The 21,484-nt window shown below is 65.5% G+C and carries 13 protein-coding genes and 1 tRNA gene; 5 read left to right on the forward strand and 9 right to left on the reverse strand.

Features of this window, described 5'->3' with window-relative positions; genetic code table 11:
* Positions 1 to 17: 17 nt before the first annotated feature.
* From ACFU3E_RS02830 to ACFU3E_RS02850, 5 genes are all read right to left on the reverse strand, one after another.
* Positions 18 to 230 (reverse strand): hypothetical protein, encoded by a 213-nt coding sequence (locus tag ACFU3E_RS02830; protein WP_384150942.1) that lies wholly within the window; start codon positions 228 to 230, stop codon positions 18 to 20.
* A 387-nt stretch (positions 231 to 617) separates the two neighbouring features.
* Positions 618 to 2,048: a rifampin monooxygenase gene (gene rox, locus ACFU3E_RS02835; protein ID WP_384150945.1), complete on the reverse strand. Its 1,431-nt coding sequence runs from the start codon at positions 2,046 to 2,048 to the stop codon at positions 618 to 620.
* Between the two features lie 219 nt (positions 2,049 to 2,267).
* Positions 2,268 to 2,666, reverse strand: a complete 399-nt coding sequence (locus ACFU3E_RS02840) for a CAP domain-containing protein (protein WP_384150949.1) — start codon at positions 2,664 to 2,666, stop codon at positions 2,268 to 2,270.
* A gap of 680 nt (positions 2,667 to 3,346) precedes the next feature.
* Positions 3,347 to 3,427 (reverse strand) — tRNA-Tyr (locus tag ACFU3E_RS02845).
* A 46-nt stretch (positions 3,428 to 3,473) separates the two neighbouring features.
* Positions 3,474 to 3,815, reverse strand: coding sequence for a hypothetical protein (locus ACFU3E_RS02850; RefSeq protein ID WP_384150953.1), 342 nt, complete (start codon positions 3,813 to 3,815; stop codon positions 3,474 to 3,476).
* 189 nt (positions 3,816 to 4,004) lie between these two features.
* Here ACFU3E_RS02850 and ACFU3E_RS02855 point away from each other — a divergent pair, with 189 nt between their 5' ends.
* Both ACFU3E_RS02855 and ACFU3E_RS02860 read left to right on the forward strand, forming a co-directional pair.
* Positions 4,005 to 4,211 carry a hypothetical protein gene (locus tag ACFU3E_RS02855; RefSeq protein ID WP_384150956.1) on the forward strand — a complete coding sequence of 69 codons (207 nt, stop codon included), beginning with the start codon at positions 4,005 to 4,007 and terminating at the stop codon, positions 4,209 to 4,211.
* Positions 4,212 to 4,769: 558 nt separating this feature from the next.
* Positions 4,770 to 5,471 (forward strand): HNH endonuclease, encoded by a 702-nt coding sequence (locus ACFU3E_RS02860; RefSeq protein ID WP_384150959.1) that lies wholly within the window; start codon positions 4,770 to 4,772, stop codon positions 5,469 to 5,471.
* Positions 5,472 to 5,848: 377 nt separating this feature from the next.
* Here the strand turns inward: ACFU3E_RS02860 and ACFU3E_RS02865 are convergent, their stop codons facing one another.
* The 4 genes from ACFU3E_RS02865 to ACFU3E_RS02880 all read right to left on the reverse strand — a co-directional run bounded on the left by ACFU3E_RS02865 (position 5,849) and on the right by ACFU3E_RS02880 (position 18,309).
* Positions 5,849 to 6,883 (reverse strand): protein NO VEIN domain-containing protein, encoded by a 1,035-nt coding sequence (locus tag ACFU3E_RS02865; protein WP_384150962.1) that lies wholly within the window; start codon positions 6,881 to 6,883, stop codon positions 5,849 to 5,851.
* A gap of 449 nt (positions 6,884 to 7,332) precedes the next feature.
* The gene (locus ACFU3E_RS02870; protein WP_384150964.1) at positions 7,333 to 12,714 is read right to left on the reverse strand and encodes a DEAD/DEAH box helicase; all 5,382 of its coding nucleotides are present in this window, start codon (positions 12,712 to 12,714) and stop codon (positions 7,333 to 7,335) included.
* Positions 12,715 to 13,659: 945 nt separating this feature from the next.
* Positions 13,660 to 15,675 carry a hypothetical protein gene (locus ACFU3E_RS02875; RefSeq protein WP_384150967.1) on the reverse strand — a complete coding sequence of 672 codons (2,016 nt, stop codon included), beginning with the start codon at positions 15,673 to 15,675 and terminating at the stop codon, positions 13,660 to 13,662.
* A gap of 729 nt (positions 15,676 to 16,404) precedes the next feature.
* The gene (locus ACFU3E_RS02880; RefSeq protein ID WP_384150970.1) at positions 16,405 to 18,309 is read right to left on the reverse strand and encodes a DNA/RNA helicase domain-containing protein; all 1,905 of its coding nucleotides are present in this window, start codon (positions 18,307 to 18,309) and stop codon (positions 16,405 to 16,407) included.
* Positions 18,310 to 18,402: 93 nt separating this feature from the next.
* Between ACFU3E_RS02880 and ACFU3E_RS02885 the strand changes: the two genes are divergently transcribed.
* From ACFU3E_RS02885 to ACFU3E_RS02895, 3 genes are all read left to right on the forward strand, one after another.
* The gene (locus ACFU3E_RS02885) at positions 18,403 to 18,759 is read left to right on the forward strand and encodes a nucleotide pyrophosphohydrolase (RefSeq protein ID WP_384150973.1); all 357 of its coding nucleotides are present in this window, start codon (positions 18,403 to 18,405) and stop codon (positions 18,757 to 18,759) included.
* Positions 18,760 to 18,764: 5 nt separating this feature from the next.
* Positions 18,765 to 19,757 (forward strand): hypothetical protein, encoded by a 993-nt coding sequence (locus tag ACFU3E_RS02890; protein ID WP_384150976.1) that lies wholly within the window; start codon positions 18,765 to 18,767, stop codon positions 19,755 to 19,757.
* An 853-nt stretch (positions 19,758 to 20,610) separates the two neighbouring features.
* Positions 20,611 to 21,387, forward strand: coding sequence for an endonuclease VII domain-containing protein (locus ACFU3E_RS02895; protein ID WP_384150979.1), 777 nt, complete (start codon positions 20,611 to 20,613; stop codon positions 21,385 to 21,387).
* Positions 21,388 to 21,484 lie beyond the last annotated feature (97 nt).

Here is a 21,484-nt window from a genome sequence, read left to right on the forward strand (position 1 = left end):
CCGCATGGCGGAGCCGCTCAGAACAGGGGCAGCTGGCCGGGGAATTCCGGGACCGTGTAGCCGTCCAGGGACGGTTGCTCCGGACCCGGCCGGGCCTGGCGGCGAGAGCCCGGGCAGGAGGTGAGTTCGCCGTGCTCGCGGGCGCCGGGTGGATCGTGGCGCGCGTACCGCCCTGCGACGACGGCGATCTCTCGGCGGCACTCGGGGCAGACTCTGCGGCGGGAGGACATGGGGTCAGTGTGCCGCCCGGCGCACAGGGGCGGGGCACGGTACGCGGAGGGTGCGCGCCGCCCAGCGGCGCGCGGGTCGCGCTGGTGGACATGGCGGGCAACGTGGCCGCCACGACGCGGACCGGCCTCGACTGGGCGTACGCCTCCTCCGACCTGGACACCGGCGCGCACACGGTCATCGCGACCGGTGACCCGCCCCGGGCGGCACCGCTGCGCCGGCGGCCCCGGGCGCCGGCGCGGACGACCACGGCATCGAACTCGCCGACGCCGGCGCCGAGCAGGGCGCCGAGGGGGTGGGGCATGCCGGTCGAGCGCGCCCACATGCCCCACCCCCGGCCCCACGAGCGCGCCCGGCATCCCCCACCCCCCGACCCACACCAAGCACTCTCAGCCGGATGCCGCTCCGAACCACCTCGGCAGTCGGTCGAGCAGTTCCCGTTGGTCCTCGCCGGCCCAGACCACGTGGCCGTCCGGTCGTAGCAGCACCGCAGGAACGTCGAGTTCCGCGCTGACGTCCACGACGTGGTCGACCCGGTCCGACCAGCCCGCCACCGACAGCCGGCCGCCGGTCTGGTCGAGCAGCAGACCGCGCCCGCCGCGCATCTGCTCGTAGAGGCGGCCTCGCTTCAACCGCACGTCCCGCAGCCGCCGGCCGAGCAGTTCATGGCCCTCGCCGAGGTCGTAGCGGACGGCGATCGCGGTGATCTTCTCGATCAGGTACCGGTTCACCTCCTCGAAGTCCATCAGCTCCGCCAGCAGCCGGCGCACGGCCTGCGCCCCCGGCTCGGGTGCCAGGAGGTGCATCTGCGCACGGGTGTTGTCCAGCACGGCGGCGGCCACCGGGTGGCGTTCGGTGTGGTAGCTGTCCAGCAGCCCCTCCGGTGCCCAGCCGCGCAGTTCGGCGGCCAGCTTCCAGCCGAGGTTGAACGCGTCCTGGAGGCCGAGGTTGAGCCCCTGCCCGCCGGTCGGCGGGTGGATGTGCGCGGCGTCGCCGGCCAGCAGGACCCGGTCGACGCGATAGCGCTCGGCCTGCCGGGTCGCATCGCCGAAACGGGAGAGCCAACGTGGCGCGTGCACACCGAAGTCGGTGCCGGCGAACTTCCGCAGCTGCTGCTTGAACTCCTCGAAGCTCGGCGGGACCGTACGCTCCTCGGCGACCCCCTCGGCGGGCACGATGACGCGGTGCACCCCGTCCTTCATCGGCATGGCGCCGAACCGGAAGTGCGTCTTGCGGACCTCGGCCGTCACAGCCGCCAGTTCCTCCGGCGACGCGGCCACTTCCATCTCGCCCAGCAGCGTTTCGACCCTGGAGGGCTCACCGGGAAACCCGACGCCGAGCAGCTTGCGGACCGTGCTGCGGCCACCGTCGCAGCCGACCAGGTAGCGGGAGCGCAGCCGCCTGCCGTCGGCCAGCTCAACGGTCACGCCGTCACTGTCCTGGCTCAGCCCGACCAGTTCACAGCCACGCCGGATCTCGGCGCCGAGCTCGGCGGCGTGCTCGGCCAGGAGACGGTCGGTGAGGGGCTGCGGGATGCCGAGGACATACCCGTGTGCGGTGTCCAGCCGGTCAGGCGACGAACCGGCGAGGCCGGCGAAGAAGCCGCCGACCGGGTGCTTCCTGCCCTCGGCGAGAAAACGCTCCAGCAGACCGCGCTGGTCCAGCACCTCGATGCTGCGCACGTGCAGACCGAGCGCACGCACGTACGGGGTCGGCTTCGCCTCCCTCTCCAGCACGAGCACCTGCACGCCGTGCAGCCGCAGTTCCCCGGCCAGCATCATTCCGGTCGGGCCACCGCCGGCAATGATCACCTCAAGCAAGGCAGACCCCCATTTTCGCCCGTTCCTGGCTTCAGGTCGAAGATTCTGCGACGTAAGGGGGGCCTTGCCGCAAGGCCCCCCTTACGCTATATGTTGAGAGTGGCGAGGAGCGGATGACTCCTTGCCTTTCTTTTTGCACTCCTGCCCCCTATGGCTTTTCTTCATGGAGTGAGCGGACGGCAGCGGTATGCGATGTACCGGGGAAAGGGCGCATCCGGCTCAGTGGCCGGTGGCCAGGTCCAGCGTCCACCAGGGTCCCCCGTCGCCGGTCGCGACGCCGACCCCCGCATGGGTGTAACGGCAGGTCAGGACGATGGCCCGGTGCTCGGGGCTGTCGATCCAGGTACGGACGGCGGAGGCGGGTGTGCCAGGACCGGCGGCGATGTTCTCAGCGATGTGGCCGGGGTGGTAGCCGGCGTCCCGCATTCGCGTGGCCGGGCTGCTGCCGTCGCTTCCTGTGTGGCTGAGACGCTGCCTGCGGGCCATGTCGGCGCTGTGCCTCTGGGCGGCGCGGCTGAGGGAGGCCCGCAGCCGCACGGATCTGCAACCGGCCTGGGCGCGCTGCCGGTTGACGGCGCCGACGACCCCGGCCGCCACATCGTCACGGACCTGGCCCATGTGAGCGTGGGCGGCACTGTCCCGGGGCTGGACCGGCCCGGGCACCGGCAGGGATCACAAAGGCGCCTCGTGATACGGCGGCGGCATCGGCGCGGGCGGCCCTGCCCCGGCCCCGGCCCCGGCCCCGGCCCCGGCCCCGGCCCCGGCGAAAAGGGTGGCTCCCAGGGCAAGCGTGGTCCTGCGCATCCCGGTCATCTTCTCCCTCTTCTTTTTCTGCGTCCGGCATTCCGTGTTTCGCATTTCGCGTTGCACGTTCCATGTGCCGTGTCCGTGTCCGTGTCCGTGTTCCGTGTTCCGTGTTCCGTGTTCCGTGTTCCGTGTTCCGCGAATCGCACTGAACACCGTAGCGATATCCATATCCGCTGCAGAGCCCAGCCGTTCATTCGAGGGAACGAGGTATTACGCGCACCGGTCCGAAGCGTTCCGTTCCCTTCCGTCGGGCCTCGGGCCTCGGAGGATCCCCTGGCCGCTCGGGGTTCGCCGGGCATGTCAGGAGGTGAGCGTCATCTGCGCCCCGGCCGTAGTGGTGGCCTCCGGCCGGTGCGCTGACGTAGACACCCAGGGGCTGCGTCTATGGGTGAGACACCTCACGCTGCCCGCGGCAGGGCCCAACGACCCCCAGAAACGAAAGACCCCCTCTCATCCACGTCTCCGCGGATGAGAGGGGGTCTTCCCCAGTGTGGCGGCGCCAGGATTCGAACCTGGGAAGGCTGAGCCGGCAGATTTACAGTCTGCGCGACGCAACCAGCTTGAGCTGGGCCTTTCCCTCTCTCGGGGGCACCAACCCCACATCGGCCCCACCGCCACTTAGGTGCGGTCTCCAAACCAGTTCAGGATCCCTCGGGCGTCCGTGATCACGTTCGTGGACGCCCCGCTCTGCCCATCGTCGTCCTGATACTCGTAGTCCTGGCGGATGCCGACGTCGTCGGTGAACGTGTCGGTGAACGTCTCGCGACGTGTGTATTTCCCGTCGGAGCTCCAGCCGACACGGCTCGTGGTGCGGGTCTCCGTGCGACCCTTGTAGGTCGCGTCGTACTCGTCGAGGAAGTCGCTGAGGAACCTCGCCTCGTCGTCCGTCAAGCGCGTCCTGGAGACGTCCAGATGCTCGCCGATGTAGTCGCGGAGCCGCTTCTTCTCGTGTCGATCCACGCGTCCCTCCCTGTTCCCGTCCGGTGGTCCGGAGGGCTATCCAGAACGATGTTGATCAAGCCGGGCTCCAGGTCAGGTAGAGCTCGAGTTGGGTGACATTCTCCAAGCTCTCGGGGAGGACCGTCAGCGGTCCGCGGTAGCGGACGCTGAGAATCTTCCAGACGAGCACCAGGTCCGCCGCTTCACCTTGTGGTCACGCTGGGTCACCTCGCCCACGCCTTCCTCGCGGTCGTCCGTGCCGACGAGCACACCCGCCGTCCCGCCCCAGTCGGGCCGATCGCACTCACCTGCAACGAGATCCAGCGCCTGTTCACGACAGCCGAGGTCCGGCCCATGCGTGATGCGGCCCTTCGGCTCGCCTACCACCGCTCCCTGTGCGGCAGGGACCAGGGATAACCGCGCGCCCCGCACCCCCTCCGGACGGCCAACAGGCGGTAGCGCAGCAGCTTTACAGACCGCGGGCACTACAGCGCCTGACCATGGCTTACTTCTGGACCACCGCCCGGTACACCACAAGTGCCCCGCGGGAAGCAGTCCCTGTGGCACGTGCGGCCTCCCCCATCCGAGGCAAGAACACTCGCCGCGAGGGCGGCGGGTGGGGCGCCGCGCTGCACCTCGCTGACACGCCCCCTCCCGCCGGCTCGATCATCGGCAGCAGACGCGATTCGCCAGTAATGGAGAGAGATGCTTCGGGCCGTCGCAACTTAACGGGTGGTCCAGTAGCGCCGCCCCTGGTTCAAGGGTGGCGAATGTTGGCGAACAGACGCGTCTACTGCCGAACTTTTGACGCCCCGGACGCAGAGCAGGCAGCCAACCCGCGCGCCTTCCCAAGTAGAATGCTGCGCCGAACGTTGCCGCACAATGCGCCAGCGCTTGACGATGGGTGCGCCGGATGCAAAGATCTTCGTATCCGGCGCCTCGCAAGGGGGCACCGGCAGGGGAGGAATGAATAAATTGACCACCGCTGTACGCAGGACGTCCCTGGTGAAGGTCGCCGAGTTCGTGGCTTCCAAGGGGGTGGGCGGCAAGTTCAGCAAGCTGGAGCTGTTCGAGGCAGTCCCGGACGTCTCACAGGCCGACCGCCGCATGCGGGACCTCCGGCCGATGGGCTGGAAGATCGACAACTACAAGGTCAACCCGAACCTCAAGCCGGACGAGTACCTGGTCCGCGAGATGGGAACGCGGGTCGACCTCGGCGAAACGCCGCCGAAGACCATCCGCAAGAACATCACCGGACCCAAGCGCCGGCGCATCCTGGAGCGCGACGGCCACATGTGCCAGGTCTGCGGAATCCGCGCCGGACAGGAGTTCCCGGACGCCCCCGGCCGCACCGCTGTCATGACCATCGGCCACATTGTCCCGGTCAACCGCGGTGGCCAGAACGTCGATGACAACCTCCGCGCCGAGTGCCAGCGCTGTGGCGACGAGTCCCGCGACATCACCGTGGACCCGCCCACGGGCCAGCAGGTCCTTGCCCACGCCACCCGCGGAAGCCTGAAGGACAAGCGCACCCTCTACGGCTGGATGCAGGCCGGACGGCGTACCCCCTCTGACATCGAGAAGGTGTTCCAGGAGTGGTCCCGGCTGCCCGGAGCCGAACGCGTGCAGGTCATGACCGCACTGGCCGAGCAGGTCATCAAGGAACTCGAAAGCTAATAGCCGCCCCGCCTGGCAGGCAGTTGAGCAGTACGGCCGCCTGCCAGGCGGGGCCGCAAGGCGCAGTCACTCCGGCCCGCGGGAGCCTGCCCCGAGAAGCAGGCGGTCTTGTCAGTCCCCTGCGGCACACTGGCCATATGCGTGCACCCAGAGCCCAATGTCCTATATGCGGCCGCTCAGTGGCCCTCATGCCGACACGACGGCCCGGATACGGGACCATTCATGATCACAAGAAAGACCGCCGCTCACTCATTCTGTGCGCAGGCAGCATGCAGCACATGGCCCTGTCCGAGGCGCTTGTCTGGCAAGACGCCCTGCCCGGGACCAGCGAGGAACACGAACCGGCCCCAACACTCTTCTGACGGCACACAGGACGGCTACTGCTGTGGACGCTCTGTCTGTCCACCCCCCGGCAGGGGATAGCGGTAGGCGGTAGCCACAAGCTCCTCACGTCTCGGCATCCAGTCCGCCCACATGCGCCAACGCCCGCCATGACAGCGGTGGTTGTCGTCGAGATCGATCTGATCTATCACTATGAGATGGGTGCTGACACCTTCGGCGTGACGGACCTCGCCTTCGGTGAGGTCAATTGCCTCGCGGCTGGTGGTACTGCCCTTCACCTCTATGTGCGTCTCCGTTCCGCCTCTTCGGACGGTGATGTCCCATGGCGAGCGATCACCCACGTCCTCGACCTCGTAGCCCAGCGAGCGATAGTGATCGAGCACCAGATCCATCGCGTACCGTTCCACGGCCCGTCGCCGCCGGGCGTCTTGCTGGCGGCCGTACCCGGTGGATCCCGCCGGCTTGGGCCGGGAAGCGGATGGACGGTCAGGTACTTCCGGTTCGTGGGGTTCAGAGATCGCGGTCTGGCGCAGTTCCAGAAGCTCAGGAAGGTGTTCCACCAAGGCCCGGGGAAGTTTGGTGAGGTAGCCCTGTGCTGCCCGAAGGGGCCGAGTCTCAGACAGGGCGAAGGGGAAGTAGACCGGGCCGTCGACTGACTCTGCGAGGTGGTCCCGCAGGGACCGGATGCGCGATTCGATCTCACGCAGACGTGCCTGTGTGACCGGCTGCTTCAACTGCCGGTACCCGCCGAGCGGTGCCTGCCAGGCTGCCTCTGGTCCTGACGCATTCCGTTGCCGGCCATAGGTGCCCCGGCTCTGCCAGGTGATGGTGGATGCGAAAGGCTCGCCCAGCACGTGGGAGTAGCCAACCACGCCCGGCCCATGGTTCTTGTCCCAGTGCAGGACGAGGTCACCTGGCCGCACCTCACGGACGAGGGCGTACGACCAGTACTCCACGCCCTGGTCGTTGACCTGCGGTGCAAGCAGATTGGTGCCGATGTCGTCGCGGTTTGTGATCTCCAGCCAATAGCGTTCGCTCGGATCTCGTCTCCACCACCGATTTACAGGCATGCCCCCACCCTGGTTAACGACTCGGCTCATTGCCGATCATGCCAGGCACAACCGATGCCGCGAAGCCGAACGCAGCCGCGGATGCGGCTGAACGCCGCCTTCCTGCCCGGAAGACTGCGCCTACACGACGCTTCCGTACGGGTCGGCCTCACGGTCTCGTCGCGATGGTTGTTCCCCTTGCGGATGCGGCGGGATCAGGCAGCTCATAGATCTACAGACGCGCGACAGTCAGCGCGTGAGCTGGTTTTCGGCTACTTGATGTGCCGGTGCCCCACAGAAGCCCCAGGGGGCACCGACTGCAATCCCTTGGCTGGCGCCGTACCCGAACTGGCGACGGCCCGCCCGCCCTTACCCATTAAGCCCGATGCTGGGCACCCGCAGTGCGGCCACGGCGACCAACACCAGCGTCACGGCCGACAGCATTGAGCGACCTTGTGCACACCAACAGTTCAGGATGTGCGCAGGCGCTCGATAATCTGCATGGGGCTCTTCTCCAATGTGAACCAATCCGCGACGATGACCCGCCCCGCGTCCTGGGTGTGCTTCAAGGCGGCATCCAATGATGACTGCAGATCTGCGCTGACCAGGTCTTGTTCGCAAGCATGCAGAGGGTGCTTGGCTACGACAGCATGAGGCCGCCCCCTGACGTTGAAGGTCAGCCCGGGCATGTCTGCATCCAGGTAGTCGCCTTTGTACAGACTCTTGAGTGTTGTCAGAGATCTGCGAGCACGGCCTGTAGAGGGGGCGAAGCGTTCACCGGACAGGACAGTGAGCAGGTCCCCTGCGAGACGCCAGTCGAGCAGAGGGTGGTAGGCCATATTCGAGTAGTCGCGCAGACAGCGCGGGCACGAAGAGGTACAGACGCCTGCATGTTCCTCTTCCTGCAATTTCTTCAAATATGTGCCGACAGTCCCCATGTAGTCGTCGACGATTCTCGGGTCCCCGAGGTGCGTGCTGAACCCGGCACCATTCTCCAGCGCGTCGGCGAGAAAGGCGTACACGACGTGGCCGTCGGGATGTGCTCCAGGGTGGATGCCGGCGAGGAGCTCCTGGCGGCCGACGTCGAGGTAGACGGCCGCTGAACTGCGGAGAAGGAAGGCTAGTGAATACCAGGCCGCCCTGCGGCCCTCGCTGATGTCGGCCCCATAGGCAGGGGCACTGCTGGTGAGATTCAGGCGGTAGCGGTTCCGCTGGTCAATGCTCGCGGCAGGACCTAGAAAGAGGAAATCAGTGGGTAGTACAGCTCCGAGGGCGACGTGGAGTGGGTCGCCGTAGCTGCCGCCCGAGGCGCCTGCGGCCAGGTACCCGCCCCATGAGCCTGAGGCCCTGCGGAGGGAGAACAGCTCTCCGTTGTTGTCATTGACGACGTACCGCTTTCCAGGGCCCGCAAGCACATGGGCACCCTTCCATGGCGTGAAACCAAGGGCGGAGAGGTTGGTGGCTGCCCGTGAGGAAATGGTGTAGGGCGACCAAGCGAACACTCCGTCAAAGTCCCGGGATTCGCTGGAGCGGAATCCTGCCGGCTCGCGCAGGTCGACGACGCTGTATTCCGCAGCACGGCATACCGGGCAGGGGCCCTGGGGTGAGGGGTGCTCCTCGACGTGATTGCAGACTCGGCACAGTCCCACTGTGCGCGGATTCTCCAGTGGTTCTGCAACTGGCCTAGGGCCGCGGGGCAAGGGCTCGAACTCTGTAACCCCGGTGACGGTGAACACTTGGCCGTCCTTGACGATCTCGCCACCGAGCGCAAACTGCGAGACCGCCATAGCGATATCACGGTCAATCGCCGCGTCGGGCGGCCACGGGTAGCGGTTCTCCGGAACCTCTAGGTAGAGCTGCCGGACTCTGGTTGGGAATCCGAACATGGGCAGGATTCCTGCATGTGCCAACCGCTCTGCCAGCTGTTGGGCTCCAGTCGGAGATGCCGCGACTTCTGTGACGCTCTGGAGTACCTCCTCCATCCATGAGCTGTCGAGAATTTCGTCCGGTTGCAGCGGTGTGTAGGCGGTGAGGGCTTGTGCGGTCCGGGTCAGAACCTTGGTTTCCTGGCCGATCCATCCACGGACATCGGCGAGAGCGGCAGCCCAGTCCTGGGCCAGGCCGAACTCTCCGTGCACGCTTCCTGTCCCCCCATGGTGTTCGAGGTCCCGGAAGGCAAGCCTCAGGATCTCGGCGGCCATAGCTCGTTTCAGGATTTCTGGACGCTTGAGGGCAAGGTATGGCGCGGGTGTGGGGTCGTTCGTGATGGCTGACGGGTTGGCGAAGTAGTGCTCGTCATGGCTTCGCCCACGGCAGACGGTCAGTGCAACCGCAACCGGTGAGGAACGTCGTCCGGCTCGTCCAACACGTTGCTGGTAGTTGAATCGACTGGGAGGCATGTTGGCCATGAGGACAGCGGAGAGCGGTCCGATATCGACTCCGGCCTCCATGGTGGTGGTAACCGACAGTAGGTCGATCTCGTGCACGAGGGGAATTTCGGGTGGATCACTGAGGAAGACATGCTGGAAGCGTGCTTGGCGGGACTGGGCTTCGATCCGGCCGGTCTGCCCTGTGAGTTCGGCACAGTTCAGACGGAATGCTGACCGGTTGCCAGCGGCCTTCCAAGCGTAGTAGTCGCTATCTTCCGGAGTGCCGTTCTGCGACGGTTGTGCGGGCAGCTCGCTGCGGCACCGGGTGCAAGTTCCGGCGCTTTTTGTGAGGTGTCGGCGTCCGCAGGTGGGGCAAAGCCAGACCTGCCCAGTTGCAGCCCGTACGGCTACCTTGCGAGGGTCAATGAGAAATGAAGATGAGACGGCGTCGCCCCACGCGGATTCGGCCTCTCGTTGGACGTCGTCGTAGTCCACACCCCAGTGTGTGGCTACGCTCCGCCAGAATTCCTTAAGTCGGGGCGGCGGTGTGACCCGGTCGTCGTTTCGGAGGTAGAAGAATCGGCGTAGCTCGGCGAGTATTCTCATACTCGCCTGTCCGATTCCTTGAGGATCCAGTGCGGGCTTTGCCGGAACGATTGCACCCATTCCGAGGGATTCTACGTCGCGGCCAGCACCAGAGAAGAGAGCCTCGATTGTATTTTCGAGGAGTTCATCTTCTGAAGAGAGTGCTGCCTGTTGGGCGGCTGATGTGCCAGCTTTGAGGACAGGGGGAGTTTGAGCCCAGTCAAAAAGATCGTGCCATTGAAGTGTGCCGGCGGTCTGCACGCTCGGTTTTGTGCCAGCGGGATTGACACCCAGGGAGAGCAGCCGTGCGTTCACGTGCACTTTTGCGAGGGACTCCAGGGTTGGTGGTGATGATAGACGCTCGACGACAGCATTTGCGGTGTCTTCGTCGCCATCCATAAGGGCGCCGCGCAGCATATTTAGATCTTGCTTACTGCGTTTACGCAGCCGCTCGACGGAAGCGTCAATCGCGTCAGATCTCTGACCGTTCACCTGCGCCCGGATGGCGTCAAGATCCTGAGGGGAGACAGCGGATGCTCGCAGTTCGTCGAGGACTAGGAGGCGGACGAGGTCCTGGTAGTGGCGCAGTGCCATTCCGGCCGAGAGTTTCGCTGCGTCTTGCCGACTGTCTGTAAAGACAATCAGTTTTCGCTCTCGGGCGTCGGAGAACTGCTCTGCCAGTTCATCCGAGAGTACCTGGTTGATTTTCTCGAAACCGGTACGCATAGTCCGTACCGGCGAAGTCAAGCGAGCAGGGTCCGTGATTGGGCGGGTTCTGCTTTCTTTGGTATATCGGCGCTCCCAATTCGCCCCGCAGCATGGACTGCGGGTTGGGAAGGGAGGGAGCAGCGAAACATCAAATTTCGGGACGCCTGTCTTCTTGTCGACGGGGCTGGTGACGTGGAAGCTCCAACCGGTCGCACCAGAATCCTGGTTTTGGAGGTGACCGCTCGCAGGATCGTAGAGGCTGCGGTGGAAGGTGAAATGGATGCTGCTGTTCTCGGCAGTCCACCGGGCGTTGTCGTCGGCCCGCTGAGGTTTCGTGGATGGCCAGTAAACGACGTAGTTGGCTGCGGTGCGATCCCGGCCTGACTGGTCAGGGACACGGGAGAGGTCTGGGCTGTCCGGCAGGAGGATGGACTTGAAGCGCTTTGCGCGGACCGCACGGCGTGGGGCGTAGCCGCCCAGCATCGCTTCACCACAGGACTGGCAGTAGAGCAGTTCCAGGACCCGTGCCCCGCAGTCACAGGAGGTGCGGGGGACGGAGAAGATCTTGCCGATCGCGCGGTCGGCGTGCTGGAAGCCGTGCGGAACCTCGGAGCAGGCGGGGTCAGTGCAGGCCCACATGCCGGCGACGTTACGGAAGAAGAGGTGGATGCGGATTCTGGGCAGACCGGCGGGTTCTGCTGTTGCTGCGGCCCGGATGGCTGCTGCTGTTCCTCGGAGAGCCAGGTCGGCTTCCTCTCGGCTGCTAGCGGGGAAGAGTCTCCGAGCCAGGAGGGAGGCCGCCATGGAGGGTGCGGATGGTGCGTTCGTCCCCGCGGTGAGGATGTCGGTCATTGCTCGCGCGGCGCCTGTAGCGGCTAGCAGTTGTGCGGCCTCGGGTGCGTCCGGAAGCGCCTTGTAGGCCTTCGCTAGCCTGGGGGCTGTAGCGGCGATGTCTCCAGGCCCCTTATCGCGAGGCGCTGCTTCGCCTGGGATGAAGTGGAAGGAGGCCTGATCGCGGGCGAAGAAGTCCTGGAGGAAGCGGCGATCCGAATCGCGTGTCTCGTCGAGAGAAGCCGATGCCGCGAGGATGCGGACTTTGTCGGGACGGCTGGTCAGCCCGAGCCTGTGGATGAGGTTGCGGATCAGATAGGCGATCTCTGTGCCTTGCGTGCCGCGGTACATATGAAGTTCGTCTAGCACCAAGGTGAACCGGGCGTCGTCGTATGAGTCGAGCCACTGCTTGGTGCTGAGGAAGAAGTCTTCGTCCCGGCTGCGCTGCAGCATGACGTTCAGCATGGAGTAGTTGGTGATGAGGATGTCGGGGGGCGTGTCGTACATGTCCCACCGGCTGCGCATCTCCGCACCGTCCAGGCGTGGGGCGAAGTAGCGAAGATTGTTGTCTTGGCGCTCTTCCGCTGCCTGCCTGGCGCGCAGGCCGCGCTTGCCAGTGTCGTTCAGGTAGGCGCGCAGCTCATCGACGGCAAACTGCTGGTGGGGGCTACCGGTAACAGGAGTGCTGCCGGTGAAGCGGCCGAAATAGAAGCGGTGACCGGACCGATGATCGTCAAGCCAGGTGCGAACTTCATCGCCGTCCAATGCACGCCTGAGCCGTACCAGCTGGTCGTCGACCAATGCGTTCATAGGGTAAAGGATCATGGCTCGGACTGCGGTGGGCCGCCCGTGCTCGCCCTGCCTCTGAGGCTGGAAGTCTGCCGAAGCGCGTTCCCACCAAGGCTGGTGCGGAGCGCGACTGCCTTTCCAGTCACGCGACTCGCGTAGCAGATCAGCCAGAATTGGCAGAAGGAATGCTTCAGTTTTGCCGGACCCGGTGCCAGCAGTGACGACTGCGTTCTGCCCGCTCTGCATGGTGCACGCGAGTGCTCGCTCCTGATGCGTGTAGAGCTGCATGTCAGGCTCGAAGAGGCCACGTTCCGCAAATGCAGCCAATTCCGCTCGGGCACCTACGAGTTCGGCCGACTGGGCCAAGGTCCGCCCAGTGAGGGCGTACTCCGGGCGCAATTCGATGAAGGGATCAGCGAAGACGCCGCCGGGGCGGTCTAGTAGGGCGCGGCGCTCAGCCTGGAGCGTCTCGTCGCGCAGGCGGAAGGCGGTGTCGTAGTAGCGCCGGTACGCCTCGCGCAGCGCATCGTGGGTCCTGAAGGCGTCCAGGCCGGGCGGGGGCGTGCTCATGAGGTCTCCAAGCGGCGGTGCAGGGAATGAGCGATGCGGTCAGCTATACGGAAGGGGACGCCGTCGTAGCGTTCCCCGTCCGTGGTGCGAAGGGCGGCGAGTCCGGTGCACGAGACAGCGACGCGTTCCTGTGCAAGTGGAAGCGGGGCTGTCCAGCTGGCAGTGAGGCGCCCCAGGGTTGCCGGGCTGACGGGACCCGCCTTTGAATAAGGCCTCCACTGCAGCGGAAACGCCGTTGGCGGGAGAACATGATGGATCCCCGCTCGCCGGTCAACTTGGTGCCACGTCTCTTGCGCAGGAACAGCGGGGTCATGCTGGTGGTGTCTTGTTTGCCGGGATGGCTGGCGCAGCAGGGCGTAACGATGCAGACGCCCAAACAGTGCATATCTGTACAGGCCGGGCAACGGTCTTTGTCTTGTCAGATCGGCAGTCGTGAAACGCCCCGTGACGGGATCAAACTTTTCCACGGAGCCGCTGCGTGCCGGAGGGTCGCTGCTAGGTCCAGGGTCGAAAGGGGCAAGAGACCGGGTAAGGACGTCAGCTGCACATGCCCCCACGTTCGCGCCGGTGGCCGCTGCGAAGTCACGCACCTGGGACGGCTCGGTGTACTGCAGCCATACCGTGGCAGGCAGGGGGAGCTGGAGGCCCTCCGGCGGAGGCTGCTCAACCACTGCTCCCAGGTGATCATAGAAGGCGGGACTCGCAGGGCGAGCACCCGTGAGGAGGGCCGTCTGGGTCCCTCCAGGCAGGTCAGTGATCTCGCAAGGATTTGAGGTCCACTGGGCCCTACGCCAGTCGACGGTCACCACCCCGAGAGCCTGCAGACGGCGGATCCATCTGTTGACGCTCTGGCGGTCCCCACCGCTGGCCCAAGCGACGTCGCGCACGAGTGATGACAAAGTGCCGGTGTGCTGTTTCGCCATCCAGGCGACAAGAAGATCAGGGTCAAACATGGCCGAACCTCACTTGCTGAGACCGGCTGAAAACAGCTTGCCGATAGCGCCGCCAGAGTGCGGCGTGCGGGCGTCCTGCCTGGTCGAGCAGCATGATCTGACTCCAGAAGTCCTTGGCTGCCCGGCTCAGTACACCGATTTCCGGTTCTTCGTGCCGTAGCAGAGTCACGGAGGGCACTCCAGATTCAGGAATGACTACCAGCCAGACTGCTGTCGGCGGGATCGGTACCCGAGCGGTTCCCCCACCGCACAAGCCAGGAGCGCGCTCTTGCCACCACTGTGGCTCCTGAGGCCTGGGGATGTGGAGGTAGCGGCCTTGAGCTGTAAGGAAGCGCGCATCGCCGGACAGCGGCACGGCCACGGCCGCAGAGGACCCCTCAGGACTGCGGGGAACCGGATCCACCGGCTGAGGGGGGATGAGCTCCTCAAGGTAAAAGGAGAGCTCGGCACCGTCAGCCGCGAGCACATGGCGGCCAGGCGTCAATCCCATTCCGCGCAGAGAGGCAACGCCCTCGGCAGGGACACTCAGGGGACAGTCGTCCAGCGTCACCGACCCAGGTTCCCGCAAATCCTCTGGCACCATAACGTCTGGCTCGCCGCCCGCGAGGTAGTGCGAACGTCCGCCCCATTCCCGCCGCACATGCAGCCCATTGCGCAGCCCCAGACGGCGCGCGGCAACGTAGCGGAGATTCCGAATGCCGACATGGGCCAGAGCCGCAGTGAGTGCTGACTTGTCCTTGAACTCCAGGTCAGGCGTGAGCTGCCAGCCTGGAATCGGTGCTTCCTCGGGCTGATACCAGCGCAGACCGGCAGCAGTCAGGAACGACCGGATCAGGTCCGTGCCGGCTGGGCTGACGAGGAAAACGTAGGGCTCGAAGACCGTCAGCACGTCGGTCTCCGTCCAACCGCCGGCGACCGGATCTTCCTGCAGGGCGAGAAAGCTCCGGCCGCTTTCGACGCGTACCGCAGCCCTCGCACCCCTTGCAGTGAGCCCGAACTTGAGTACGTCCGCCGGATCAGGCACCGCTCCGGTGAGTGCGTACGCCTGATCCCCTGCTTCCGACACAAGCCCAAATTCTCCACCGGGATGCTTCAGCACATCCCGTTCCACGCCGGGCACCGTATCCGCGTGCCAGCGGAGTTCCCACCCTGTGAATCCGTCGTCGAGTACCAATCGCAAGGGCACTTGGCGGAGACCATCAACAAACCCTGGCGAAATCTTCCCGTCCCAGCCCTCAACAAGAGCAGCCAGCAGCGGCTCTAGCAGAGGCCTGTCGGTATCAGAAGCCAGCGCCCGAAGCAGCTCCCGAGACAAGCCCTGCCTGTGACGGTCACTCCACGCGGCGAGGTCTCGCAACAGCCTCGCACTATCAACTGGCTGATTCGGTGTCAAACCGACTGCATGAAAGAACCGTGTCAAAGCAGCGTGATCGTAAGCCCGAATCAGCGCCTGCGACTGGGCATATCCGATCAACCTGCGCGACGGGTTCTTCTTGATCGTGCTGACACCGTGCGCCCCGGCCTTCTCCCGAAGCCAGTCGTCCAAATCGTCCCACAGGAAAGCGACATCTTCGTAATAGCGCCGAAGCCGCTGCTCGTGCTGGTCGCCACCCCATGAGGGCTGAAGCACTTCGGCGAGGCGCTCGTAGTATCCGGGAGCCCCTGGTCCCGGAACAGTCCGGCGCATGTTGGCCGCCGCCAAGACCGCTGCGCCCAGCAGAGGCAGGGAAGGAGGAGGGTCCTCCCGCTCACCTCGCTTCCATGCACGGCAGCGTTCAACGACGGGTGCATACGGGTCGTCATGCCAGGCAAGTACGGAGCTGACTACAACCCCGAGATCCTTCACGTCCTCGCCGTCACGAAGAGCCAGCAGCTCCGGCTCGTCAACGTAGAAGAGGACCGGTGTGCCTGCGCGATCCTCCCCGAAGAACTCCTGTGCCAGGCGAGACTGCCACCACCCGTAGTCCTGCCACGCGCTTCCTTGGCGAAGGCCATGTTCCGCGCTCATTGACTCACTCCGCCGCCGGAGCTGTTGCCTCTGGCCCGGAGCCCCTCCCCGTACAGGCCAGCGGACGAACAACATGTACCTGCATAGCAGCCCCCCAGGCTCACAGAAAGTGCTGGTCAACAGACAGCACGTCACAGATCTACCACTTGGCATCGGCCGTCGATACCCACATGCCTCATTTTGACGCAGGTCAGGCGCGCCAGCCACCGAGCTCCGCACCTCAGTCACTGGGCCGAAGTTCCCTCCTGGCTGCGCCCTGGTTCGCCGGTGGCTTTTTCTGGTGGACTCCTCGGAGGACGAGGACCCGGGCGAAGCCGCAGCCTGAGCACCCGAGCGAAGGGGCACCGCGGCTTCTCATTCCTATGCGGTGCCGACACAGCCGCTTCAGAACGTCTCTGCTACCGCTCACCTGCGGAAATGCAACCTGCGGGGCGGGGGCGGCACGGGCGCCCCCGCCGACCCTGGAACCGTGGCAGACTCCGAGCTGATGCAGCCGAGCCACGACGCAAATCAATAGATCGCGGGCGAGGACCCCTGACAGGCGCAGCCGCTACAGCACTCCACCATCTCGCGCGGGCAGCTACGAAGCAGTACTGATCCAGGTCTTCCTGACGACTGCCGGTGGTACGGCGACAAGCTCGACATCGCCAAGCAGATCGGCAATGCCGTACCGGCCGGGCTCGGTTCCGCACTCGCCGGTGCCATCTGCAAATATCTGGCAGCCGCGGGCTACCCCGGGGCTGCCCGAGCGTTGCTTCCGGCGCGATGAGGCCTGGCCAACGCCCGGAGGTGGTTTTGAGTGTCGGAGTCGGTTGAGTAGAGGCGCGTGCCTCGGGTTCCGCGCGTGGCGAGGACGCGGTAGGTGTTCAGCGCGTAGCGCAGGTACTGCCGTGGCGACAGTCCCTGAAGGGCGGGATCACGGCTCTTCTTGGGTCTGGCCTGCCATCCGGTGGGGGTCCAGGTGATGTCGTCGCCGAGAATGACGGCGCTGTAGTCGTATTCCATGCCCTGGGCGGTGTAGACGCAGCCGATCTGCTGGTGGCCGCCCTGGTCGGTGGCCCAGAAGGCCCGTCCCGGGGTGTCGGTGCCTGCGAGGATGCCGCCCGCGCCGGAGTTCCAGGGCCGTTGCCACAGATGGTCGCCAGTCTCGTCGGTCCAGGGGATGGAGACTTCTGGCGTGAGGGGCGGGGTGAGGGGTGATTTCCAGGGCCAGCAGAAGCCGGCGGTGATGCGTGCACTGCGGCCCGCATGGTGGTGGGTGGTGACCCAGTCTTCGAGTTCGGCAGGGGTGGCGGCGATGGCGAGGTCGTAGTCGGTGCCCTGCCATGCGGGTGCCTGGCCGTCTTCGGTGAGCAGGGCATCGATCCAGTCGAGATAGGTTCGCGAGCCCCCGCACCGGAACTGGGTGGTCAGGTCGATGTGGGCGAAGGTGTAGCCGCGGGCGCGGGCCAGGCGGCGGAGTTCGTCGAGGGTGGTGCCTTCGCTGGGGCGGACGATCTGGCGTTCGTCGAGGAAGAGGACGAGTGCCGCGCAGTCGCGGATGAGCCGGGTGAAGAGGTCGGGGAACTCACTGTTCCGCCGCAGCGGGTCGGTGCGTGCCCGGTGGGCCTCGTCCAGCAGGACGATGCTGCTGTCTCTGCTCAGGCCGCGGGGCAGCGTGGTGGTCAGGGTGGTGATGAGGCCCTTGGCTGTGTCCCCGACGGCGCGGGTGAGCTGCTGGGTGAGTGTTCCGGACGGGGACAGGAGCCTGGGGTTGGCGTCCTCTCTGAGGCAGAGGTCGCCCAGGACGCGGGCGGCGATCGCGGTCTTGCCTGTGCCCGGTCCGCCTGTGACGGCCACGATGTGGCCGGGCGTTCCCCGCTCAATGGCCTCGATCGCGCGATGGATGGTCTGGCGGGCCTTGTCTTGGTCGCCGATGAGCCGGAAGCCGTCGAGGCCTTCGATGGTGCCGGCGACCCTGGCCAGCAGGGATGCGGAGGGACGGTGCTGGGCCAGCAGGAAGTCGCTGACTGCTTGCCGATCCGCGGGCTCTACGTCTGCGCACTGCAGCCGTCCGGCCAGCAGCGAGGCTTCGGCGTCCTTGGGAAGGTCGTCGGCTCCCAGCAGCGGGAAAGCGGCGCTGGGGCCGCCAGCGGCGAGTGCGCTCAGGTGCCCGGTCAGCTCTGCGGATGCGTTGTGCAGGAAGGCCAGGCCGCGCACCTCGAGGTCCAGTTCGGCGGGAACCCAGTCGTTGAGGTAGGCGACGTATCCGCCGACCTGGCGTCCGGGGTGCAGAACCTCGCGGTCCCCCACCATGAGCATCCCCGCTCCCACCGGATGCGGTGCGGCGAACGTCCACTGCTTGAGTTCGATCACGACAGCCACGAGGCGGCCCGCACGTTGGCCAAGGAGGAGAGCATCGATCCTCTGGCTGGAGCCGGGCAGCTCGTACTCCAGCAGCAGATGCAGATCCTGCAGCCCGGCAGCAACCAGCACACGCACCAGCGCCGGCCAGCTCTCCGACCAGCTCGTCAACTCCCCCTCCCCCGGCGGTCGGCCGTGCACGGCGGCGTACCGCTTGGCGCACTGCGCGACGAAGCCCGGATCGGCAAGCCGGACCGAGGCTTCCTCCACGGTTCCCTCGAAGACATGCATGCACGATCTATAGCAGCTGCAACTGACGGTGCCCGCACGCAAGTTCGTCGCCAGTCGGCACGGCTGTCAGAGGCGCCTGGTAGGGATAGAGGCATGACGATCCGAGATCTCCAGGAAGAGCTGGCGCAGTTCGCCCGCGAACGCGACTGGGAGCAGTTCCATACACCGAAGAACCTCGTCATGGCGCTCGCTGGCGAGGCCGGAGAACTGGCCGAGATCTTCCAGTGGCTCACCCTGGAGCAGTCGCAGGCCATCATGACCACGCCCGGCCAGGCCCAGGCGGTGCGCCAGGAGATGGCCGACGTCCTGGCCTACCTGCTGCGGCTGGCGGACGTCACAGGCATCGACCTGGAAGAGGCGCTGGCCGAAAAGATCGAGCTGAACGGACAGCGTTACCCGGTCGGCCTCGCCTACGGCCGCGCCGACAAGTACACGAATTTGGGGGCCTAGCAAGCATGCGGATCCTTGCACAGCCGGCGAGACGCTCGGACAAGACCGTCGAGAAGCACTACCAGGACACCATCGCCAGCCCCGTCGCCTTCGACCAGCACGCCGACCTGCTGGATACGGCCACCCTGGACGTGCTCAAGCAACTCTTCCCGGACGGCGCCGCCCCGATGTGGGGCGTCATGCCCGGCAAGAACGGGGCCAACCTCCCCGAGATCCGCAAAATGGAACCCGGATCCTGGGTCTTCTTCAGCGGCGACAAGCACCTCTACCTCGGCGGCACGGTCGCCCTGACCTGGCGCAACCCAGAACTTGCGGCACGCCTGTGGGACACCGACGACGCCGGCGAGACCTGGGAGTACATGTACGCCCTCTCCGGAACCCGCGGCTTCGACATCCCCATCGAGGAAGTCCGCGACCTGCTCGACTGGAAGCCGACCCGCAACATCATGCGCTTCCAAGCCTTCAAAGACACCGAAGCCGACCTCCTCCAGAGCCTCCTGACACTTGAGCCCGCCCAGGCCGTCCAGCCCGAGGACGAGGAAACCGCAGCCCAGCAGGCCATCGCCGACTACACCGGCCCCCTGGAGCGCAGTGCGGAACGCGCCCACCGAGGAGAACAAGCGCACCTCAAGCGCGCCCTGCTCCCCGGCCCCACAGGCGAGTGCGCCCTGTGCGGGCGCACCCTGCCGGCCGCCTTCCTCATCGCCGCCCACATCAAAAAGCGAGCCGCCTGCACCGACGACGAGAAACGCGATCTGCAGAACGTCGCAATGCTCGCCTGCCTGCTGGGCTGCGACGGCCTCTACGAACGCGGCTTCATCACCGTCGCAGACGGCGGACAGATCCAGGTCAGCCCACTCGCTGCCTCAGCACCAGCAGTCGCCCAACACATCCAAGACCACCTAGTCGACCGCACAACCGCATGGTGGACGCCAGAACGTGAGCAGTACTTCGCCTGGCACCGCGCACACACTTTCCGAAGCGCCCCTGCGCCTTGAGCCCGCAGATTTACAGCGGGCTCGGTTCACCGCCTACGACCTGTGGCTTCTCGTGAGCCACCTACTTGTGGGGAATGCCTGGGGGAGGCAGAGGTCAGCCGAAAGGTCTGCGCAGGGGTCCATGGCCGGCAGTGACCACCGCTTTAAGGAGCGAGGTGGGGGTACCTGCTCTGTGACCTGCGGGCTCACTGCTGCAAGCCGTACAGGGCTCCGCCCCGCTTCGTTCCGCTGTTCCCCGTGACGCCCCGCCTGTTATGGCACGCGAGTGGCACGTCCCTACGGCACCGTGCGCCCCGGATGCCCTCTTGCGCGCCTCACCCCAATACACCAGCCGGGAACTCGCGACCACCGCCGACCGAATGGGCATACGCCTGTCGGTCGGACGGACCGGAGTCTGCTGGGGAAACGCTCTCGCGGAGTCCTTCTTCGTTACCCTCAAGCGCGAACTCGTCCCGGCCGACGGCCACATGTGGACCAGCAAAGCCGCCGCTTGTGCCGCGATCTTCGAGTACGTCGAAGGCTGGTACAGCGTCTGCACAGCAGCCTGGGCTATCGCAGCCCCACCGACTACGAAACCGCCCTCGCGGCCTGACCGACGCAACCACCGTGTCCGTCAAAGCAGAGCAAGCTCACCTGACACGCCTCACGGCATCTGATGACTCACCGGTCGTCGATGTCTACCTCAGCGGGACCCCTGCGGCGTGACTAGCTTGGTGGGGTGGGGGGCACGTCCGGACGGCCGAGGTGAGGGTCCGGGACTGTCAGATGGACGGTTTACAGTACGCCATAACGTCGTTCAAGGCTCGCGCATGTGAAATATTCGCGCGTTGCAAGAATTCCATAAGGGGTGGGAGTGAGTCGCAGCAGCGACACCCGTGTCGCCATTTGCACAGCAAGCGGACTCGGCTGGCGATGCAGTCGCCCAGTCAAATATATATCAAGCGCACTCTGCGGGGCGCATTACCAGCAGGCAAATGCCGGTAAGCTGCTCACGCCAGCTAGAGAAATCTACAATGATCCCACCTGCGCAGCGAGCAGTGATCACCCTTCCGCCGGTGAAGGATTCGGCAAGTGGCAATGCCCCCGGCCGCGCCAGGCCAGGGAATGGTGCAGCGGTCATTACGGACAACTACGCGGCACAAACCGCATCGGCTACCTTCGCCCAATTCGCGACTACAGTCAATACCGCTCAGACGGGGCGCGCAAGCGCTGCGTGAGCTGCGAAGAAGTGAAGCCGGTCTCCGGATTCTACCCGTTCTCAAAAGCGGCAGACGGACTCAAAAGAGAATGCATCGAATGTAACTGGGTTTACAACATAAAAATAAGATTCAACATAACGGCGGAACAGTACGAGCGCATCCTCGCGTCGCAGGGGGGTGGTTGCGCTATTTGCGAAAAAGATGCCGCTCTAAACCCAAACGGAAACCGCCTCGCCATTGATCACTTGCATTCTTGCTGCCCCAAGGATAAGTACACCTGCGGCAAATGTGTCCGCGGCCTCCTCTGTACGAGCTGCAATACAATGCTCGGCAAGTACGAATCGCTACCAGTTCGATTTCAGGATTCTGCCCATTTGAACGCATACCTGTCTGATCCGCCAGCTAGCAAGGTTCTGCTTGAAGGGGCCTGAACCCGCCACTCACCTCGGCTCCCATCCCGTCTGCCGTCGACCCACACACCGTGGAGCAAGCGCGGTGCCTGGCGTCCAGGTGGAGCGCGCCACTGTA

Origin of the sequence: Streptomyces sp. NPDC057424, assembly GCF_042803315.1 — a bacterium.
GTDB lineage: Bacteria > Actinomycetota > Actinomycetes > Streptomycetales > Streptomycetaceae > Streptomyces.

Excerpts from the sequence above, each read along its gene's own strand:
- ACFU3E_RS02830 (WP_384150942.1), bottom strand. The coding sequence starts at position 230 with ATGTCCTCCCGCCGCAGAGTCTGCCCCGAGTGCCGCCGAGAGATCGCC.
- ACFU3E_RS02840 (WP_384150949.1), bottom strand. The coding sequence starts at position 2,666 with ATGGGCCAGGTCCGTGACGATGTGGCGGCCGGGGTCGTCGGCGCCGTC.
- ACFU3E_RS02865 (WP_384150962.1), bottom strand. The coding sequence starts at position 6,883 with ATGCCTGTAAATCGGTGGTGGAGACGAGATCCGAGCGAACGCTATTGG.
- ACFU3E_RS02870 (WP_384150964.1), bottom strand. The coding sequence starts at position 12,714 with ATGAGCACGCCCCCGCCCGGCCTGGACGCCTTCAGGACCCACGATGCG.
- ACFU3E_RS02875 (WP_384150967.1), bottom strand. The coding sequence starts at position 15,675 with ATGAGCGCGGAACATGGCCTTCGCCAAGGAAGCGCGTGGCAGGACTAC.
- ACFU3E_RS02880 (WP_384150970.1), bottom strand. The coding sequence starts at position 18,309 with ATGCATGTCTTCGAGGGAACCGTGGAGGAAGCCTCGGTCCGGCTTGCC.
- ACFU3E_RS02885 (WP_384150973.1), top strand. The coding sequence starts at position 18,403 with ATGACGATCCGAGATCTCCAGGAAGAGCTGGCGCAGTTCGCCCGCGAA.
- ACFU3E_RS02890 (WP_384150976.1), top strand. The coding sequence starts at position 18,765 with ATGCGGATCCTTGCACAGCCGGCGAGACGCTCGGACAAGACCGTCGAG.